16 protein-coding genes are annotated in these 18,266 nt (G+C 71.0%); 10 read left to right on the forward strand and 6 right to left on the reverse strand.

The window, feature by feature from the left end; all coding sequences use genetic code 11:
* Positions 1-130: 130 nt before the first annotated feature.
* Positions 131-1,075, reverse strand: coding sequence for a response regulator transcription factor (locus ACLVWQ_RS20555; RefSeq protein WP_414110445.1), 945 nt, complete (start codon positions 1,073-1,075; stop codon positions 131-133).
* A 113-nt stretch (positions 1,076-1,188) separates the two neighbouring features.
* On the opposite strand from ACLVWQ_RS20555, the gene ACLVWQ_RS20560 reads away from it, so the two are divergent.
* Together ACLVWQ_RS20560 and ACLVWQ_RS20565 are read left to right on the forward strand one after the other, a co-directional pair.
* Positions 1,189-2,874, forward strand: a complete 1,686-nt coding sequence (locus tag ACLVWQ_RS20560; protein ID WP_414110446.1) for an AMP-binding protein — start codon at positions 1,189-1,191, stop codon at positions 2,872-2,874.
* A gap of 50 nt (positions 2,875-2,924) precedes the next feature.
* Positions 2,925-4,529 (forward strand): AMP-binding protein, encoded by a 1,605-nt coding sequence (locus ACLVWQ_RS20565; protein WP_414110447.1) that lies wholly within the window; start codon positions 2,925-2,927, stop codon positions 4,527-4,529.
* Positions 4,530-4,628: 99 nt separating this feature from the next.
* Here the strand turns inward: ACLVWQ_RS20565 and ACLVWQ_RS20570 are convergent, their stop codons facing one another.
* Complete coding sequence (locus ACLVWQ_RS20570; RefSeq protein WP_414110448.1) at positions 4,629-5,141, reverse strand: GNAT family N-acetyltransferase; 513 nt, start codon at positions 5,139-5,141, stop codon at positions 4,629-4,631.
* 38 nt (positions 5,142-5,179) lie between these two features.
* A complete protein-coding gene (locus tag ACLVWQ_RS20575; protein WP_414110449.1) occupies positions 5,180-6,109 on the reverse strand; it encodes a hypothetical protein in 930 nt (309 codons plus the stop codon).
* Between the two features lie 297 nt (positions 6,110-6,406).
* Between ACLVWQ_RS20575 and gcl the strand changes: the two genes are divergently transcribed.
* A complete protein-coding gene (gene gcl / locus ACLVWQ_RS20580; RefSeq protein WP_414110450.1) occupies positions 6,407-8,191 on the forward strand; it encodes a glyoxylate carboligase in 1,785 nt (594 codons plus the stop codon).
* 822 nt (positions 8,192-9,013) lie between these two features.
* Here the strand turns inward: gcl and ACLVWQ_RS20585 are convergent.
* The gene (locus tag ACLVWQ_RS20585) at positions 9,014-9,907 is read right to left on the reverse strand and encodes a 2-hydroxy-3-oxopropionate reductase (protein WP_414110451.1); all 894 of its coding nucleotides are present in this window, start codon (positions 9,905-9,907) and stop codon (positions 9,014-9,016) included.
* Positions 9,908-9,969: 62 nt separating this feature from the next.
* Complete coding sequence (locus tag ACLVWQ_RS20590) at positions 9,970-10,854, reverse strand: TIM barrel protein (RefSeq protein WP_414110452.1); 885 nt, start codon at positions 10,852-10,854, stop codon at positions 9,970-9,972.
* A gap of 295 nt (positions 10,855-11,149) precedes the next feature.
* Here ACLVWQ_RS20590 and ACLVWQ_RS20595 point away from each other — a divergent pair, with 295 nt between their 5' ends.
* The 7 genes from ACLVWQ_RS20595 to ACLVWQ_RS20625 all read left to right on the forward strand — a co-directional run bounded on the left by ACLVWQ_RS20595 (position 11,150) and on the right by ACLVWQ_RS20625 (position 17,258).
* Entirely contained in the window at positions 11,150-11,401 is a 252-nt protein-coding gene (locus ACLVWQ_RS20595) for a hypothetical protein (RefSeq protein WP_414110453.1), read from the forward strand.
* 197 nt (positions 11,402-11,598) lie between these two features.
* Positions 11,599-11,952, forward strand: coding sequence for a helix-turn-helix domain-containing protein (locus ACLVWQ_RS20600; RefSeq protein WP_414110565.1), 354 nt, complete (start codon positions 11,599-11,601; stop codon positions 11,950-11,952).
* Between the two features lie 148 nt (positions 11,953-12,100).
* The gene (uraD, locus tag ACLVWQ_RS20605) at positions 12,101-12,619 is read left to right on the forward strand and encodes a 2-oxo-4-hydroxy-4-carboxy-5-ureidoimidazoline decarboxylase (RefSeq protein ID WP_414110455.1); all 519 of its coding nucleotides are present in this window, start codon (positions 12,101-12,103) and stop codon (positions 12,617-12,619) included.
* A 31-nt stretch (positions 12,620-12,650) separates the two neighbouring features.
* Positions 12,651-13,058, forward strand: a complete 408-nt coding sequence (uraH, locus tag ACLVWQ_RS20610; protein WP_414110456.1) for a hydroxyisourate hydrolase — start codon at positions 12,651-12,653, stop codon at positions 13,056-13,058.
* Positions 13,059-13,063: 5 nt separating this feature from the next.
* Complete coding sequence (pucL, locus tag ACLVWQ_RS20615; protein WP_414110458.1) at positions 13,064-13,981, forward strand: factor-independent urate hydroxylase; 918 nt, start codon at positions 13,064-13,066, stop codon at positions 13,979-13,981.
* Between the two features lie 120 nt (positions 13,982-14,101).
* Complete coding sequence (locus tag ACLVWQ_RS20620; protein ID WP_414110459.1) at positions 14,102-15,481, forward strand: 8-oxoguanine deaminase; 1,380 nt, start codon at positions 14,102-14,104, stop codon at positions 15,479-15,481.
* A gap of 436 nt (positions 15,482-15,917) precedes the next feature.
* Entirely contained in the window at positions 15,918-17,258 is a 1,341-nt protein-coding gene (locus ACLVWQ_RS20625; protein WP_414110566.1) for a nucleobase:cation symporter-2 family protein, read from the forward strand.
* 51 nt (positions 17,259-17,309) lie between these two features.
* On the opposite strand, the gene ACLVWQ_RS20630 is transcribed toward ACLVWQ_RS20625, so the two are convergent.
* The gene (locus tag ACLVWQ_RS20630; protein WP_414110460.1) at positions 17,310-18,134 is read right to left on the reverse strand and encodes a chitosanase; all 825 of its coding nucleotides are present in this window, start codon (positions 18,132-18,134) and stop codon (positions 17,310-17,312) included.
* Positions 18,135-18,266: the final 132 nt, after the last annotated feature.

An 18,266-nucleotide genomic window follows, 5' to 3' on the forward strand; every position in this document is an offset into this window, starting at 1 on the left:
TCCGGATCAATATTATGCAAAGAGGACCTGAATTTCGGGGGGTTGCACCGTGAGGGAAATAACAGAGATTCGGTATACGGGATTTCAGGCCGCCCGTACATGTATGGAGCGCGTGGAGAGGTACGGACCTTCACGGCAGCAGCCCCGCCCGCCGGGCCGCCACCACGGCCTCCAGCCGCGAGTGCGCGCCCAGCTTGCGCATCGCGGACCGCAGATACGCCTTCACCGTCTCGGCCCGCAGGCCCAGCCGGTCCCCGGCTGAGGTGTTGGTCGCACCGACGGCCACACAGGCGAGAACGTCCAGCTCACGTGGGGTGAGCCGGACGGCCGAGGCCGACCGGGGCAGCCCGGGGGAGGACGTCAGCGTCGCGCAGACCGCGAGGAGCTCGGCCCGCAGCGCCGGATCCACGACACGCGGGGCCAGCGCGCGCAGTGCCCCGTGCGCCTCCCGGAGCCGCTCCCGGGCCGCGCCCCGCGCCCCTTCCGCCCCTGTCTCTGCTCCCGCCCCTTCCACCCCCTGCGCGTTTTCGGACCTCGCGTGTCCCTCGGTCGCCCCCGGCAGACCGGTCGCCCCCGGCAGACCGGCAGCCCCCGGCAGGCGGGCCGCGGCCAGCAGCCCGTACGCCTCGTCCCGTACGACCAGTGACTGCTCCATGTCCCGGGCCGCCGCCATCGCCGCGGACAGGGTCCGGTCGCCCAGCGGCTGGGCCGAGCGCAGGGCGCCGTACAGGACACCGCGCACCCGGCGGCGTACGACGACGGGCACCGCGAGGACGGACCGCAGCCCCTCCGCGGCGACCGCGGCGTCGTACTCGTGGCTGATCCGCCGGGACGAGGAGTAGTCCGTCACGGCGCACGGCCGGACCAGGGCGGTCGCCTTGCCGCCCAGGCCGTTGCCCGACGACACCGCGAGCGCGCTCAGGGCCGTCGTCGTCGTGCCGTTCAGCTCGCTGATACGCACCCGGCCGCGGCCCGGCTCGACCAGCCCGCCGAAGGCCACCGCGAGGCCCGTGTCCCGCCGCAGCCGCATCAGCGCGCCGCGCATCTCCACCGCATCGGCGGCGTCAGTTGCCACGTGCTCGTCCTTTCGCCGTCGCGCACCCCCCGTTCGGGGGTAGTGAGACCCGCATCACGGATTACACGATGTGGGAGAGCCGCCCGGCAATGCCCGGGGACCGAGGAGGACAGATGACTACGCCGCCGACGACGCCGACGGAGCGCTTCCGCAGCGCGCGGGACTTCCTGCTGGAGCACCGCGAGGACTACACCACGGCCTACGAGGGTTTCTCCTGGCCCCGCCCGGAGAACTTCAACTGGGCGCTCGACTGGTTCGACGCCGTCGCGGTCGGGAACGACCGCACCGCCCTGCACATCGTCGAGGAGGACGGCGCCGAGACCAGGCTGTCCTTCGCGGAGATGTCCGTACGCTCGGACCGGGCCGCGAACTGGCTGCGCGAGCTGGGAGTGGGCGCCGGCGACCGGATCCTCGTCATGCTCGGCAACCAGGCCGAGCTGTGGGAGACGGCCCTGGCCGCGATGAAACTGCGTGCCGTCGTCATCCCCGCCACCCCGCTGCTGGGCCCGGCCGACCTGCGGGACCGCGTCGAGCGGGGCGAGGTCCGGCATGTCGTCGTGCGCGCCGAGGACACCGGCAAGTTCGACGAGGTGCCCGGCGGCTACACCCGGATCGCCGTCGGCGGCGGACCGGCCGGCTGGCACGCGTACGACGACGTCCGAGGCCGCGACGCCGGACCCTTCACGCCCGACGGGCCCACCCGGGCCGACGACCCGCTGATGCTCTACTTCACCTCGGGCACCACCGCCCGGCCCAAGCTGGTCGAGCACACCCATGTGTCGTACCCCGTCGGCCACCTGGCGACCATGTACTGGATCGGCCTGAAACCCGGTGACGTGCATCTGAACGTCGCCTCGCCCGGCTGGGCCAAGCACGCCTGGTCGAACCTCTTCGCCCCCTGGAACGCGGAGGCGACCGTCTTCATCCACAACTACACGCGTTTCGACGCGACCCGGCTGATGGCGGAGATGGACCGGGCCGGGGTGACGACGTTCTGCGCGCCGCCCACCGTGTGGCGGATGCTCATCCAGTCCGATCTGAGCCTGCTGCGCACGCCCCCGCGTGAGGTCGTCGCCGCGGGTGAGCCGCTCAACCCCGAGGTCATCGAGCAGGTGCGCAGGGCCTGGGGCGTCACGATCAGGGACGGCTTCGGGCAGACCGAGACGGCGGTCCAGGTGTCCAACAGTCCGGGGCAGTCACTGAAGACGGGGTCGATGGGCCGGCCGAGCCCGGGGTACCGCGTCGAGCTGCTCGACCCGGTGACGGGCGCCCCGGGGGTGGCGGAGGGCGAGATCTCGCTCGATCTGTCCGCGCGCCCCGTGGGCCTGATGACCGGCTACCGCGGTGACCCGGACCGCACGGCCGAGGCGATGGCGGACGGCTACTACCGCACCGGTGACATCGGCTCGCGCGACGCCGACGGCTACATCACGTACGTGGGGCGGAGCGACGACGTCTTCAAGGCCTCCGACTACAAGATCTCGCCGTTCGAGCTGGAGAGCGCGCTCCTGGAGCACGAGGCAGTGGCCGAGGCCGCCGTGGTGCCCGCGCCGGACGAACTGCGGCTCGCGGTCCCGAAGGCGTACATCGTGCTGGCGGAGGGCTGGGAGCCGGGGCCCGACACCGCGAAGGTGCTCTTCGAGCACGCGCGCACGGTCCTCGCCCCCTACAAGCGCGTCCGCCGGCTGGAGTTCGGCGAACTGCCCAAGACCGTGTCCGGCAAGATCCGGCGGATCGAGCTGCGCGAGGCCACGGCGGCGGGTTCGGACGCCGAGTACCGCGAGGAGGACTTCCGGTGACCCCTGTGACTCCTGTGACTCCGGTGACCCATGCGACTCCCGTGACCCCGGTGAGCACGCTGTCGTACGCGCACGGGACCAGCGGCACGGCCCTCCTCGGGGACACGATCGGGGACAACCTGGACCGGGCGGTCCGCAGTTGGCCGGACCGCGAGGCGCTCGTCGACGTCCCCTCCGGCCGGCGCTGGACGTACGCCTCGTTCGCGGCCGACGCCGACCGGCTGGCGTGCGCTCTGCTCGCGAGCGGGGTGGGCAAGGGCGACCGGGTGGGCATCTGGGCGGTCAACTGCCCCGAGTGGATGCTCGTCCAGTACGCCACCGCCCGCATCGGCGCGATCATGGTGAACATCAACCCGGCCTACCGCACCCACGAGGTCGAGTACGTCCTCAAGCAGGCCGGGATCCGGCTGCTCGTCGCCTCGCTCCGTCACAAGACGAGCGACTACCGGGCGATGGTCGACCAAGTACGCGGCGCCTGCCCCGAGTTGCGGGAGACCGTGTACATCGGTGACCCGAGCTGGGACGCGCTGCTCGGGCGGGCGACCCCCGCACTGCACGCAGAACTCCCGGCACGGGCAGGCGAGTTGTCCTGCGACGACCCGATCAACATCCAGTACACCTCGGGTACGACGGGGTTCCCCAAGGGGGCGACCCTCTCCCACCACAACATCCTCAACAACGGCTATTTCGTGGGCGAGTCGATCGCCTACACCGAGCAGGACCGGATCTGCGTACCCGTGCCGTTCTACCACTGCTTCGGCATGGTGATGGGGAACCTCGCCGCCACCTCGCACGGCGCGTGCGTCGTCATCCCGGCCCCGTCCTTCGATCCGGCGGCGACGCTCCGGGCGGTGCAGGAGGAGCGCTGCACCTCGCTGTACGGCGTACCGACCATGTTCATCGCGGAGCTGAACCTCCCCGACTTCGCGGCGTACGACCTCTCCGGCCTGCGGACCGGCATCATGGCGGGCTCGCCCTGCCCGGTGGAGGTGATGAAACGGGTGGTCGCCGAGATGCACATGGCGGAGGTGTCCATCTGCTACGGCATGACCGAGACCTCGCCGGTCTCCCTCCAGACGCGCCGCGACGACGACCTGGAGCACCGCACCGGCACGGTCGGGCGGGTCCTGCCGCACATCGAGGTCAAGGTCGTCGACCCGGCGACCGGGGTGACCCTGCCGCGCGGCTCCGCGGGCGAACTGCGCACCCGGGGCTACAGCGTGATGCTCGGCTACTGGGGCGAGCCCGAGAGGACCGCGGAGGCCGTCGACGCCGGGCGGTGGATGCACACCGGGGACCTGGCGACGATGCTCGACGACGGATACGTACAGATCGTCGGCCGCATCAAGGACATGATCATCCGGGGCGGCGAGAACATCTACCCGCGCGAGATCGAGGAGTTCCTGTACGCGCATCCGAAGATCGCCGACGTGCAGGTGGTGGGCGTGGCCGACGAGCGGTACGGCGAGGAGGTACTGGCCTGTGTCATCCCGCGCGACCCCGGTGATCCGCCGACGCTGGAGGAGCTGCGGGCGTTCTGCGACGGCCGGCTGGCGCACTACAAGGCGCCCAGCCGGCTGCGGATCATGGAGTCCTTCCCGATGACGGTGTCGGGGAAGGTGCGCAAGATCGAGCTGCGGGAGAAGTACGCGTGAGCGGTCCGCGCCCTGGGCGGGCGCGGTCACTCAGGTAGCCGGTAGCCGGTAGCCGGTGGTGGGTGGTGCAGGTGTCCGGTGGCTCGGCTCTCCGGCGGTTCAGGTGTCCGTGGGCCTGTACATGCACACCCGGGGCCAGCGGTCGAGGCCGTGGTCGGCCTCCGCGGCTCTGATCCCGCGCAGCCCCGGGGTGAGTTCGGGCTCCGCCAGGACGCGGAAGCCGAGGCGCTCGTAGTAGGGCGCGTTCCAGGGGACCTTCGCGAAGGTCGTCAGCGTGAGCCCGGACAGCCCCTGCCTGCGGGCGCGCTCGGCGGCGTACGAGATGAGGGTCCGGCCCACCCCCTGGTGAGCGGCGTCCGGGTGCACGGAGACCTGCTCGATGTGGAAGGCGCCGTCCAGGGGCTCGCCGATCAGGTACGCGACGAGCCGGCCGGTGGAGTCCTCGGCGATCCAGGCGTGGCCCGCCTTGCGGAAACGCTCCAGGAAGTCGAGCGGGGGCGGCTCGTCGTCGGCGATCTCGGGCATGCCGAAGATGCGGAAGGGCTCGCCCGCGGCACGTTCGATGTCCTGGAGCAGTGGAAGGTCGGCGGAAGTGGCCGCTCTGACGGTCATGGGGTCAAGTATGCGACTCCTTCCGTGAGTTGGGGCGATCAGGCGCCGGTCTCGACGAGTTCGTCGGCGAGGCTGTTCGCCGGCTGCGGGGTGCCGGTGAGGTCCAGTACGAACAGCGGGACGCCCAGCGCGTCGGCGCAGACGCGGGCGTCCTTCTCGTAGCCGGCCAGCGAGAAGTAGACGCAGCCCGCCGATTCGGTCATGGCCGTCAGCCAGAGGCACTCCACGTCCCTTAGCGAGGCAGGGCGCACGGTCGGGTCCACCTGGGCGACGAGCCCGCGGGCCGCGAGCCCGATCCCGGACGGCGGCCGCTGGTCGGCCCGCCGGATGTCCCGGTAGCCGAGCCAGCGCAGATACAGCGCGGCGGCGGTCACGGCGTCCCGGGCCGTCCGGATGGTCACCGGCTGGAAGGCGGGGCGGGGTGCCGGTTCGAGGCGGGGGAGGGGCAGGGACAGGGCGGCGGGGAGGTGCGGGGGCCGGGGTCTCGCGGGCTGGGGTTCCGTGTCCGTGTCCGTACGTGTGCCGGTGGCGGGTCCGCTCTCGGCGCGGTCGTGGTCGTGGTCAGGCTCAGGGTTGTGGTCAGGCTCAGGGTTGTGGCGGTGGCCGTGACGGTGGCGGTGGTTCTGGTCGGGGTCGGGGTCGGCGTTGGTGCCGGTCTTGTTCTCGGGCTCCTCTTGGGTCTCCTCCTCGGTCTCCGGGGCGGTCGCCGGGCCGGCCACCGGAATTCTCAGGACCGTCCCGCACGGGCAGCCGAGTTCCGGCCGGGGCCACTGGTCGGCGCGCCCGCAGGCACCGCAGGGGATCGTCACCCAGTCCTCGTCCCAGGTGTGGTGGGTGACGGGCTCGGGGCGCGCCCGTGCGTCGAGGGCGGGCGTGACCGGCGCACCGCACGCGCACGGATACGTCGGCACCGCGTAGACGTGCTCGCGCCGGCAGGCCGGACACCTCACCGGCACGCTCTCGGCCATGACTCTCTCCAGAACACCGTGACACCGACACCCGCAGGGGGACAGCGACCCCATCGTCCTCCGGAACTCCGCCCTCCGGCAGTGAATCGATCGGACGCCCCCCGATTGCCCAGCCCCGGGTCCGTTCATCGTCCCGCCCCGACTGGTCCTCCGGCCCGCACCCCGCTCTTGACGGCCTCCACCCTCCGACCTACATTGCTTCCAGATGGTAGAAGTTAGTTTCCGTAATACGGAATTTGAAGCTCTCCGCGGGGCGCGACGGGAGCCCGAATCCGACGGCCGAAGCAGGAGTACGCAATGGCTCGTATGACCGCTGCCCGCGCGGCAGTTGAGATCCTCAAGCGTGAGGGCGTCACCGACGCGTTCGGCGTCCCGGGCGCCGCGATCAACCCCTTCTACGCGGCGCTCAGGGCCTCCGGCGGTATCGGCCACACCCTTGCCCGCCATGTCGAGGGCGCCTCCCACATGGCGGAGGGCTACACGCGCGCCGCGCCCGGCAACATCGGTGTCTGCATCGGGACGTCGGGGCCCGCCGGCACCGACATGATCACCGGTCTGTACTCCGCGACCGGTGACTCCGTCCCGATCCTGTGCGTCACGGGTCAGGCGCCGACCGCCGTGCTCCACAAGGAGGACTTCCAGGCCGTCGACATCGCGTCGATCGCGGGGCCCGTGACCAAGATGGCGGTCACGGTGCTGGAGGCCGCCCAGGTCCCGGGCGTCTTCCAGCAGGCCTTCCATCTGATGCGCTCGGCCCGGCCGGGCCCGGTCCTCATCGACCTGCCCGTCGATGTCCAGCTCACGGAGATCGAGTTCGACCCGGAGACGTACGAGCCGCTGCCGGTCTACAAGCCGGCCGCGACCCGCGCCCAGGTCGAGAAGGCGATGGCGCTCCTGAACGAGTCCGAGCGGCCGCTGATCGTCGCGGGCGGCGGTGTCATCAACGCCGACGCCAGTGAACTCCTGCTGGAGTTCGCCGAGTTGACCGGAATCCCGGTCGTCCCCACGCTCATGGGCTGGGGCGCCGTCCCCGACGACCACGAGCTGAACGCGGGCATGGTGGGGCTGCAGACCTCGCACCGCTACGGCAACGCGACCTTCCTGGAGTCCGACTTCGTCCTCGGTATCGGCAACCGCTGGGCCAACCGGCACACCGGCAGCCTCGATGTCTACACGGCCGGACGGAAGTTCGTGCACGTCGACATCGAGCCCACCCAGCTCGGCCGGATCTTCGCCCCCGACTACGGCATCGCGTCCGACGCGAAGGCGGCGCTGGAACTGTTCGTGACGGTGGCGCGGGAGTCGAGGGCCGCGGGCGGGCTGCCGGACCGTTCCGCGTGGGCCCGGGACGCCCAGGAGAAGAAGGCCACCCTCCAGCGCCGTACGCACTTCGACGACATCCCCATCAAGCCACAGCGCGTCTACGAGGAGATGAACAAGGCCTTCGGCCCCGAGACGCGGTACGTCACCACGATCGGCCTTTCCCAGATCGCCGGCGCACAGATGCTGCACGTCTACCGGCCGCGGCACTGGATCAACTGCGGTCAGGCGGGCCCCCTCGGCTGGACCGTCCCGGCCGCGCTGGGCGTCGCCAAGGCCGATCCCGAGGCGCAGGTGGTCGCGCTCTCCGGGGACTACGACTTCCAGTTCATGATCGAGGAGCTGGCCGTCGGGGCCCAGCACCGGATCCCGTACGTCCATGTCCTGGTGAACAACGCCTACTTGGGGCTCATCCGCCAGGCCCAGCGGGCGTTCGACATCGACTTCCAGGTCAACCTGGAGTTCGAGAACATCAACTCGCCCGAGCTGGGCGTGTACGGGGTCGACCACGTCAAGGTCGTCGAGGGGCTCGGCTGCAAGGCGATCCGTGTCACCGACCCGGGTGAGCTGGGCGCCGCCTTCGAGCAGGCGAAGAAGCTCGCGGCCGAGTTCCAGGTGCCGGTGGTCGTCGAGGCGGTTCTGGAGCGCGTCACCAACATCTCGATGTCCACGACCAACGACATCGGCAACGTGGTGGAGTTCGAGGAGCTCGCGACGGAGCCGGGCCACGCGCCCACGTCCATCAGGCCCCTGAAGGTCTGAACCCGGAAGGTCTGAGCCCGGGTCGAACCCGGGTCCGGGGTCCGAATCCAGGTCCGAACCTTGAAGGTCTGGCCCGGCAGGTGACCGAGGCCCCCGTCCTGAGTCGTCAGGGCGGGGGCCTCTCGCCGGGTCCGGTCCCGGACGCCCCCGCCGCGGCCTGGACCGGACCTCCCCCGTGCCGGACCCCCGGCCCGCAGAGCCGGTCGACCGGGTGGGGCCCGCCGCCCCCGTGCCGGCGGGCCCCACGTTCAGAGAATGTGCCCTGGAGTACGTTCAGTTGAAGCCTCTGGAGGCATCTTCAGAGCTTGATTTGAGGGTTCCGTAGCCGACGTACGTCCACGGAGGTATGCCGGGGGTCGCTCCGCCCGAGCCCCACGCCCACGGCCCGAGCCCCGAGCCCCAAGTCCCACGTGGGGTTCCGGGGACGCCGAAGAGCACCGGGTACGGGACCTTCCGTACGCGGCGCTCTGGTCCGGGCTGTCGGCACGGGCCGTCGACCTGGCCCGCCTGCCCGGGTTTCGGCCGGGACCGCGGCGGTGCGACGGGGCCGGGGCTTCCCTTCCCTCATGTCGAGAAGAGGGCCTCGGCACCCTCGCCACCGCACTGGCTCACACACCGCCGCGGTCCACGTCCGGCCCGCTCGTTCCGTGGACCACCCCTCATCCGGGTCCACGGCCCTCGCGGGCGATGCGTGCGGTACATGACCTCCCGTCATGTACCGCACGCAGCTGGGGAGTTCGCTGGTGCCGGGCGACGCCGGCGCCTGGGCGCGACAGGACAGTTGTCAGCGCCGGCGCCGCCCGGGTCTGTGGGGGCGGGCGGTCAGACCCGCGCGCCGGAGAGGCGCTCGACCGCGCGCAGCAGCGCGGAGTGGTCCAGGCCGCCGTCGCCCTGCGCGCGGAGGGAGGCGACGAGCTGGGCGACCACGGCGCCGACGGGCAGGGCGGCGCCGACGTTGCGGGCGGCGTCCGTGACGATGCCCATGTCCTTGTGGTGCAGGTCGATACGGAAGCCCGGCCTGAAGTCGCGGTTCAGGAAGTTGTCCTTCTTGCGGGTCAGCACGGTCGAGCCGGCGAGCCCGCCGTTCAGGACGTCGAGGGCCGCCTTCAGGTCGACGCCCGACTTCTCCAGGAAGACCACGGCCTCGGCGCACGCCTGGATGTTCACGGCGACGATCAGCTGGTTCGCTGCCTTCACGGTCTGTCCTGAGCCGTGCGGCCCGCACAGCACGACGGTCCTGCCGAGCGCTTCGAAGAGCGGCTTCGCCTGGTCGAAGTCGGCCTGCTCACCGCCGACCATGATGGACAGCACCGCCTCCACGGCACCGGCCTCGCCGCCGGACACCGGGGCGTCCAGGACCCGGATGCCCTTGTCCTTCGCCGCCTTCGCCAGGTCCACGGAGGTCTGCGGGGTGATGGAGGACATGTCGATCAGGAGCGCGCCGGACCGCGCGTTCTCCAGGATGCCGTCGGGCCCGTACGCGAGGGCCTCGACCTGCGGGGAGGCGGGCACCATCGTGATCACGACATCGGCGTCCCGCACGGCCTCGGCCGTCGAACCGGCCGCCGTGCCGCCCGCGGCGGTCAGCCGCTCCAGCTTGTCCCGCTCCAGCGTGAACCCGGTGACGTCGTACCCGGCCTTGATCAGGTTCTCCGACATGGGGGAGCCCATGATGCCGAGGCCTATCCACGCGACCTTGGGAAGAGTGCTGCTCATGAGGGTGCCTCTCCTACTGCTGTATACCGTGTAACCGCTCTTATGGGGACGTGAGTTGCCGCTCAGCGGGCGGTGCGGGCGGTGCGGTCGGCGCGGGCCGGGCGCGCCTCGCGCGGGAGCCACTCGAAGGACTCGGCGCTCGACCGGTCGCCCGGCTTGTACTCCAGGCCGACCCATCCCTCGTACCCCTGCTTGCGCAGCAGGCCGAGCAGCTCCGCCAGCGGGAGCGAGCCGGTGCCGGGGGCGCCGCGGCCCGGGGCGTCGGCGATCTGGACGTGGCCGGTCCGCGCGGCGAACCGCTCGATCACCGACGGGAGCTCCTCGCCGTTCATGGACAGGTGGTAGAGGTCCATCAGGAACTCGGCGTTGCCGAGCCCCGTCGCCTCGTTGACCCGGTCGGCGACGGCGACCGCGGCCTCGGCGGTCACCAGCGGATAGCGCGGCGACTCCGGCTTGTTGAGGGTCTCGATCAGCAGGGTCGCGCCGGCCCGGTCGGCCGCACGGGCCGCCAGTACGAGGTTCTCCAGGGCGAGTTCGTCCTGCTCGGCCGGATCGACGCCGTCGACGCGGTTGCCGTACAGCGCGTTGAGCGCCGTGCACCCCAGTGACCGCGCGAAGTCCGCGGCCACGTCGATGTTCGCGCGGAACCGCTCCGACTCCCGGCCGGGGACCGACAGCGCGCCCCGGTCAGGGCCCGGCAGTTGTCCGGCGTAGAAGTTCAGCCCCGTGAGCTGTACGCCCGCGTCCTCGATCGCCTTCTTGAGGGCGTCCAGCTCCGGGCGCTCGGGGGTGGGGGAGTCGGGCCAGGGCCACCAGAGCTCGACCGCGGTGAAGCCCGCCGTGGCGGCGGCCGCGGGGCGCTCCAGGAGCGGGAGCTCCGTGAAGAGGATCGACAGGTTGACGTTGAAGCGCTGCTCTGCGGCCGCGTCCAGCGGGAAACCGGGCATGGGGTCGGCGCTCCCTTCCGTGGTGAGTGGCTCCGCCGAGTATGTCCGAGGAGCGAGTGGGCGAAGCTCGATAATTCCGTATAGTGGAAGTATCTTTCTGCTTGCTGGAAAGGCTGCCCGGGTCGGGAGACCTTGTCAAGAGGGAGCGGCGACCGGGAGGTGGCTGCCCGTTGGGCTAGGGTCGCTGTGCGATCGGCCGGGCCGTGTCGGGGGACGCGCGGGCCGGAGCGGAACCGCGAGCGACGCCATGAGAGATGCGATGAGTGATGCAAATGAGTGATGCCGTGGGGGCGCAGTGCGACTGAGAGTGGAGTTCACGACCGAGCCCTTCGATCTCGACGAGGCGCCGCGGCACGCGGTGGTCGCCCGCGAGGTCATCGAGGGTGCCGAACTGGACGCGGTGGACGTCGGGCCGTTCGGCAACACCGTCGAGGGCGGGGCGGATTCGGTGCTCACGGCGGTCGACGCGCTGCTGCGCAGGACCCTGGACGCGGGCGCCACCCGGGTCTCCCTGCAGGTCAACGTGATCGCGGAGGAGGGCAGGTGACCGGATCCGTGCACGACCCGCAGCGCCCGCACGACCCGCAGGGTCCGCGCGGCGCGCGCGACTCGGGCGGCTCGCGGGACCCTCTCGTCCCGGCTGACTCACCCGTCCCGAGTGAGTCACCCATCCCGGGTGACTCTCTTGTCCCGGCCGCCTCGGATGCCCCGTTCCTCTCCGCCGTCAAGCCGCTGATCGACGCCATGGGTGCCGAGATGCTGCCGCCCGGCCAGGCGGGACCCGACGACGTGGTGCTCTCCTGGGAGGGTGCGGACGTCGTGGCGGTCCGCCTCCCGCAGCTCGCCGACTCGCTGGACCGCATCCTGGCCGCCCTGGAACGCGAGCGCGGCAAGCCCCTGGCCGACCTGGACCGCAAGGCCAAGCAGGAGGTCGTACGGATACTCGAGGCGCGCGGAGCCTTCTCCGTGCGGCACGGGGTGGAGACCGTGGCGGGCGCGCTCGGGGTCAGCCGGTTCACCGTCTACAACTACATCAACGCGCAGGAGGAGCGACGGGCCGAACAGCGTGGGACGCGGTCCGGCGACGACCGGAAGTGACCGCTTTCGCCGCCCGGATTTGTTACCCGGATTTTTCAACAAACTGTTGACGTGGTGTTTCCGAGGGCGTTAGCTGACCGCAGCCCGCCCAGCCATGGGTCGAGGCGCAAGGTCCCACGGTCCAAGGTCAAAGGCCACGGAGGCTCCCGTGACTTCGAGTACGACACCTGGCGGTCTCGCCCGCTTCAACGCCCTGGAGGAGCCCGCGGCCTACGCCGCCCTCCACGAACTGTGCGCCTCGGCGACCTGGGCGCGCACTCTGCTCGCCGGGCGCCCCTACGCCACCGCGGAGGACCTCCTCGCGCGCAGCGACGCCGCCATGGCCGGCCTGACCGAGGCCGACCTGGCGGAGGCGATGGCCGGACATCCGCCCATCGGACGCCCGGTGCCGGGCGACCCCACCTCCTCCCGTGAGCAGCGCGGCATGGCCGGCGCCTCCGACGCGCTCAAGGCGGAGATGCTGGAGCTGAACCTCGCGTACCAGGAGCGGTTCGGCCATGTCTTCCTGATCTGCGCCACCGGCCTGACCGGTGAGCAGATGCGCGACGCGGTCAAGGAGCGGATCGGCAACACGCCGGGCGAGGAGCGCGAGACCGTGCGCGTCGAACTGGGCAGGATCAACCGCATCCGCCTCGCCCCGCTCGTCGCGGCGGACGTACCCGCATGAGCACCGAACCCGTCGAAGAGGACGCACGCGCATGAGTACCGAGACCACCGCCTCCGTGTCCACGCACATCCTGGACACCAGCGTCGGCCGCCCCGCCGGGGATGTCGCCGTCCGCCTCGCGGCCCGGGCCGGCCGTGGCGCTGACTGGCGGGCGCTCGGGGGCTCGGTGACCGACGCGGACGGGCGGTGCAAGGACCTGCCGGCCCTGCCGGAGGGCACCACACACGTACGTCTCGACTTCGCCGTCGAGGCGTACTTCCTGAAGTCCGAGAAGAAGCAAGCCGATGCGCAGCAGGACGCCCCCGCGAACCGGGACAGCGGTGCCGCGGACGTGTTCTTCCCCGAGGTGGCGATCACCTTCGCCGTCGGACCGGGGGAGCACTTCCACGTACCGCTGCTGCTCAACCCGTTCGGCTACTCCGTTTACCGAGGGAGCTAGCAGACATGACCTCCACTTCCCGTCCTGCCCGTCCGGCGGTGCTGGCCCAGAACCAGTACGGCAAGGCCGAGACCAGAGTCGTCCGGGTCACCCGGGACGGCACCACCCACCACCTCAAGGACCTGAACGTCTCCGTGGCCCTCAGCGGCGACATGGAGGAGGTCCACTACTCGGGATCCAACGCGAACGTGCTGCCGACGGACACCACCAAGAACACGGTGTACGCCTTCGCCAAGGAGCACGGCATCGAGTCGGCCGAGCAGTTCGGCATCCACCTGGCCCGGCACTTCGTGACCTCGCAGGAGCCGATCAGGACCGCGCGCATCCGTATCGAGGAGTACTCCTGGGAGCGCATCGAGTCCGCCGAGGCCGGGCACTCCTTCGTCCGCCGGGGCCAGGAGACCCGCGTCACGCAGATCACGTACGACGGCTCCTCGTGGGAGGTCGTCTCGGGACTCAAGGACCTGGTCGTGCTGAACTCGACGAACTCCGAGTTCTGGGGCTACGTCAAGGACGAGTACACGACGCTCAAGGAGGCGCACGACCGCGTTCTCGCCACCGAGGTCTCCGCCCGCTGGCGGTTCGGCTGGACCGGTGACGAGCAGCCGATGCCCGACTGGGAGGCGTCGTACGAGCAGGTGCGCGGGCACCTGCTCAGGGCGTTCGCCGAGACGTACTCGCTGTCGCTCCAGCAGACCCTCTACCAGATGGGCGCACGGATCATCGAGAACCGCGACGAGATCGACGAGGTCCGCTTCTCGCTGCCGAACAAGCATCACTTCCTCGTCGACCTGGAGCCGTTCGGCCTCAAGAACGACAACGAGGTGTACTTCGCCGCCGACCGGCCCTACGGCCTGATCGAGGCCACCGTCCTGAGGGACGGCTGCGAGGCGCGCATCCCGGTGGACGTCACCAACCTCTGACCCGCTCCCTCTTCTGACCAGTTCCCCCTTCTCGGCACCCGCGGTCCGTCCACCGGGCCGCGGCACTCAAACCTCACAGGGTCCTGCCGTGCCCGCCTTCGACAGCGAAAAGGACGAACCATGGCAGCAGACCGGCGCATCGTCATCGAGAACTGTGCGATCGCGACCGTGGACGCCGACGACACCGAGTACGCATCGGGCCACCTGGTCCTGGCGGGCGACCGCATCGAGTCGCTCGGCGCGGGCAGGGCCCCCGAGGGCCTGGCCGGCGTCGTACGCCGGATCGACGCGACCGGCCACCTCGTCACCCCCGGCCTGGTCAACACCCATCACCACTTCTACCAGTGGCTCACCCGCGGCCTCGCCACGGACCACAACCTCTTCGACTGGCTCGTCGCCCTGTACCCCACCTGGGCGCGCATCGACGAGCGGATGACCTACGCGGCGGCCCAGGGTTCCCTCGGCATGATGGCCCGCGGCGGTGTCACCACCGCCATGGACCACCACTACGTCTTCCCGAAGGGCTCCGGCGACCTGTCGGGCTCGATCATCCGCGCCGCGCGGGAGACAGGCGTCCGCTTCACCCTGGCCCGCGGCTCGATGGACCGCAGCGAGAAGGACGGCGGGCTGCCGCCCGACTTCGCCGTCGAGACCCTCGAAGGCGCCCTCGCCGCCACCGAGGCGACCGTCGACGAGCACCACGACGCGTCCTTCGGTGCCATGACCCAGGTGGCCGTCGCTCCCTGTTCGCCGTTCTCCGTGTCGACGGAACTCCTCAAGCAGGGCGCCGAGTTGGCGCGACGCAAGGGCGTACGGCTGCACACCCATGGCTCGGAGACGGTCGAGGAGGAGCAGTTCTGCAAGGAACTGTTCGGCATGGGTCCGACCGACTACTTCGAGTCCACCGGCTGGCTCGGCGAGGACGTGTGGATGGCGCACTGCGTCCACATGAACGACTCCGACATCACCGCCTTCGCCCGTACGAAGACGGGGGTGGCCCACTGCCCGTCGTCCAACGCCCGGCTGGCGGCCGGGATCGCACGGGTCCCCGACATGCTCGCGGCCGGCATCCCGGTCGGCCTCGGCGTCGACGGCACCGCGTCCAACGAGTCCGGCGAACTGCACACCGAACTGCGCAACGCGCTGCTCGTCAACCGGCTCGGCGCCCACCGCGAGGCCGCGCTGAACGTCCGTCAGGCGCTGCGGCTCGGTACGTACGGTGGCGCCCAAGTCCTGGGCCGGGCACCGGAGATCGGCTCCCTGGAACCGGGCAAGCTCGCCGACCTGGTGCTGTGGAAGCTGGACACCCTGGCCCACGCGTCGATCGCCGACCCGGTCGCGGCGCTCGTCCTCGGAGCGCCGGCTCCGGTCACCGCCTCCTTCGTGGGCGGTGAGCAGATCGTCGAGAACGGCCGTCTGCTGCGCGTCGACGAGGACGCCATCGCCCGCTCCACGCGGGACGAGGCCCAGCGTCTCGCGCGGATCGCCGCGCGGGCCTGACCTCACCTCACCGAAGAACTCCGGCCGAGGGGGACGGCCCTCGGCCGGCGGCCGCGGACCCGAAAGGGGCCACGGCGACCGTCTCCGGGGCGCGTGCGTGAAACGGTCGCGCCCCGGACCGGTCTCCCCGTCGTGACCGGACCGGACCGGACCGGACCGGACCGGACCGGATCGGACCGGGCCTGAACTGCGCGACCCCGCCTTGCCTTCGCCCCTGTCCTGCCCTGCCTGCCCCGCCCTGCCCCGCCCCGCCCCGTCACGTCCCCTCCGCGACGGGCGTCGTCCCCACCTCCCTGACACCCACGTCGACGCAGACGCCGACGTGTAACCGACCGGAGGAACCGCCGTGGCCGCCCAGCCCACGTCCAGCAGTACGGACGCAACCCCGACCGGACTGCGCAAGCACCCGGTCGACGAGAAGCTCCCCGCCCTGAAGATGGCGACCAGCGGTCTGCAGCACGTGGCCGCCATGTACGCGGGTGTGGTCGCCCCGCCCCTGATCGTCGGCGCGGCCGTGGGCCTGACCGCGACCGAGCTGACCTTCCTCACCGGCGCCTGCCTGTTCACCGCGGGGCTCGCCACGTTCCTGCAGACCCTCGGCTTCTGGAAGATCGGCGCCCGGCTGCCGTTCGTCAACGGCGTCACCTTCGCCGGAGTCGCCCCGATGATCGCGGTCGTCGACTCCACCGACGACAAACGCGACGCGCTGCCGGTCATCTTCGGCGCGGTCGTCGTGGCGGGGGTGCTCGGCTTCCTCGCCGCACCGTTCTTCAGCAAGGCGGTCCGCTTCTTCCCGCCGGTCGTCACCGGTACGGTCATCACGCTCATCGGCATATCCCTGATGCCGGTGGCCTTCGGCTGGGCCCAGGGCCCCGACCCGGCGGCCGACGGCTACGGTTCGGCCACCAACCTGGGCCTGGCGGGCGCCACCCTCGTCATCGTCCTGCTGCTGCGCCGCTTCACCCGCGGCTTCGTCAAACAGATCGCCGTGCTGCTCGGCCTGGTCGCCGGCACGCTCGTCGCCGTCCCCTTCGGCGTCACCGACTTCGCACCGGTGGCCGACGCGGCGGTCGTCGGCTTCCCCACGCCGTTCCATTTCGGGGCCCCGCAGTTCCAGCTCGCCGCGATCCTCTCGCTGTGCGTGGTGATGGTCGTCTCGATGACCGAATCGACCGCGGACATGCTGGCGTTGGGGGAGATCGTCGGCCGCCCGGCCGACGAGCGGACCATCGCGGCGGGCCTGCGCGCCGACACGCTGGGCTCGGCGGTCAGCCCGTTCTTCAACGGCTTCATGTGCAGCGCCTTCGCACAGAACATCGGCCTGGTCGCGATGACCCGGATCCGCAGCCGGTACGTCGTGGCCACGGGAGGCGGCTTCCTCGTCCTGATGGGCCTGTGCCCCATGGCGGCGTCGCTCATCGCGGTGGTGCCGCGTCCCGTACTCGGCGGGGCGGGCGTGGTGTTGTTCGGCTCGGTGGCGGCGAGCGGCATCCAGACCCTCGCCAAGGCGGGGCTGGAGAAGGACAACAACGTTCTGATCGTGGCCGTCTCGCTGGCCGTGGGCATCATCCCGATCACGGCCCCGGAGTTCTACCACGCGTTCCCGGAGACCGCGAAGATCATCCTGGACTCGGGGATCTCGACCGGGTGCGTGGCGGCCGTCGCCCTGAACCTCGTCTTCAACCACCTGGGCAGGGGTCAGGGGGCGGACGACGTGACGGCCCCGATGGAGCCGGGCGGGGAGATCGCGGACAGGGACCGGCTTCCGGTCCGGTGACCGCACGCTCCGCGCGGAGCGAGCGGCCGCCGGACAGCGGGGTGGGTGACCTCAGCCGATGTGGAAGTCCTGCCCGTAGACCTGCCAGTCGAGCGGCGGGTCCAGGTTCAGGTTCCCGTCGCGGAGGAAGACCCGCTGGGCGGTGTCCACCCGGCTGGTGTCCTCGTGAGCCTCTTCCTGCTTCATGGCCCACACCCGCGCGTCGAGGAAGGCGTTGAGGTACGTCACCTCGTCGCCGCCCTGGGCCGGGGGCACGGCCTGCTCCAGTGCGCGCCCGCGGATGCCGCCGAAGCTCGTGCCGTCGCCGCCGCCCCCGTGCATGACGATGGCGTCGTAGTACGCGAACTGGCCCAGGGTGCCGATGCCGTCCGCCTTGCCCTGCTGGACCGCGGGGCCGAAGTAGACACGGTCCCGTTCGTCGTTCTGGGCCTGCTCGAAGGCCTGGTCCTGGGCCGCTCGGCGCCAGGCGTCCGGGTAGCCCGGGTCCAGGCCCTCGTGCGAGTCGGTGCCGTCGACACGGCGCAGCGCGGGCAGGTATCCGGCCAGCGGGTTGCCGGGGGCGCGCTGGGTGTACAGCTCGACGAGATCGAGCATGTCGCCCGTACCGGAGCAGAACCCGATGATGCCCGCGGTGTAGCCGCGGCCGTCGCCGATGTCCTCGATGTACTCGTACTGCGCCTGCCAGTCCAGCGAGGAGTTCTCCGCGCTGGAGACCAGCTTCATGGCGATCTCCTTCTTCGCCGGGTCGTCGAGCCCGGTGGCCGCGGTGGGCGCGGCGCTCGCCTGGCTGGTCGCAAGGGTGGGGCCTGCCACCAGGGACGCTCCGATCAGGGCGAGGATCGTTCGCCGTGAGGAGCGGATGTGGGGGGTGTGCACGGTACCTCCAGTGGGGGGAGTCACTCGTCCGTACGATCTCTCGTACTGTTAGGAAAGTTTCCTACCAGAGATTGCGAGTGACGTATACCCGTCAAGGAGGGGGAAGGCACCTCGGGTGCCGGCCGGGCGGGC

This window comes from Streptomyces sp. CWNU-52B (assembly GCF_047444975.1).
Classification (GTDB): Bacteria; Actinomycetota; Actinomycetes; order Streptomycetales; family Streptomycetaceae; genus Streptomyces.

What these genes read in the sequence shown, in the direction of transcription:
- ACLVWQ_RS20600 (WP_414110565.1), top strand. Translation starts at nt 11,599, where the DNA reads ATGGGTGCCGAGATGCTGCCGCCCGGCCAGGCGGGACCCGACGACGTG.
- ACLVWQ_RS20560 (WP_414110446.1), top strand. Translation starts at nt 1,189, where the DNA reads ATGACTACGCCGCCGACGACGCCGACGGAGCGCTTCCGCAGCGCGCGG.
- ACLVWQ_RS20570 (WP_414110448.1), bottom strand. Translation starts at nt 5,141, where the DNA reads ATGACCGTCAGAGCGGCCACTTCCGCCGACCTTCCACTGCTCCAGGAC.
- gcl (WP_414110450.1), top strand. Translation starts at nt 6,407, where the DNA reads ATGGCTCGTATGACCGCTGCCCGCGCGGCAGTTGAGATCCTCAAGCGT.
- uraH (WP_414110456.1), top strand. Translation starts at nt 12,651, where the DNA reads ATGAGTACCGAGACCACCGCCTCCGTGTCCACGCACATCCTGGACACC.
- ACLVWQ_RS20585 (WP_414110451.1), bottom strand. Translation starts at nt 9,907, where the DNA reads ATGAGCAGCACTCTTCCCAAGGTCGCGTGGATAGGCCTCGGCATCATG.
- pucL (WP_414110458.1), top strand. Translation starts at nt 13,064, where the DNA reads ATGACCTCCACTTCCCGTCCTGCCCGTCCGGCGGTGCTGGCCCAGAAC.
- ACLVWQ_RS20575 (WP_414110449.1), bottom strand. Translation starts at nt 6,109, where the DNA reads ATGGCCGAGAGCGTGCCGGTGAGGTGTCCGGCCTGCCGGCGCGAGCAC.
- ACLVWQ_RS20620 (WP_414110459.1), top strand. Translation starts at nt 14,102, where the DNA reads ATGGCAGCAGACCGGCGCATCGTCATCGAGAACTGTGCGATCGCGACC.
- ACLVWQ_RS20590 (WP_414110452.1), bottom strand. Translation starts at nt 10,854, where the DNA reads ATGCCCGGTTTCCCGCTGGACGCGGCCGCAGAGCAGCGCTTCAACGTC.
- ACLVWQ_RS20625 (WP_414110566.1), top strand. Translation starts at nt 15,918, where the DNA reads ATGGCGACCAGCGGTCTGCAGCACGTGGCCGCCATGTACGCGGGTGTG.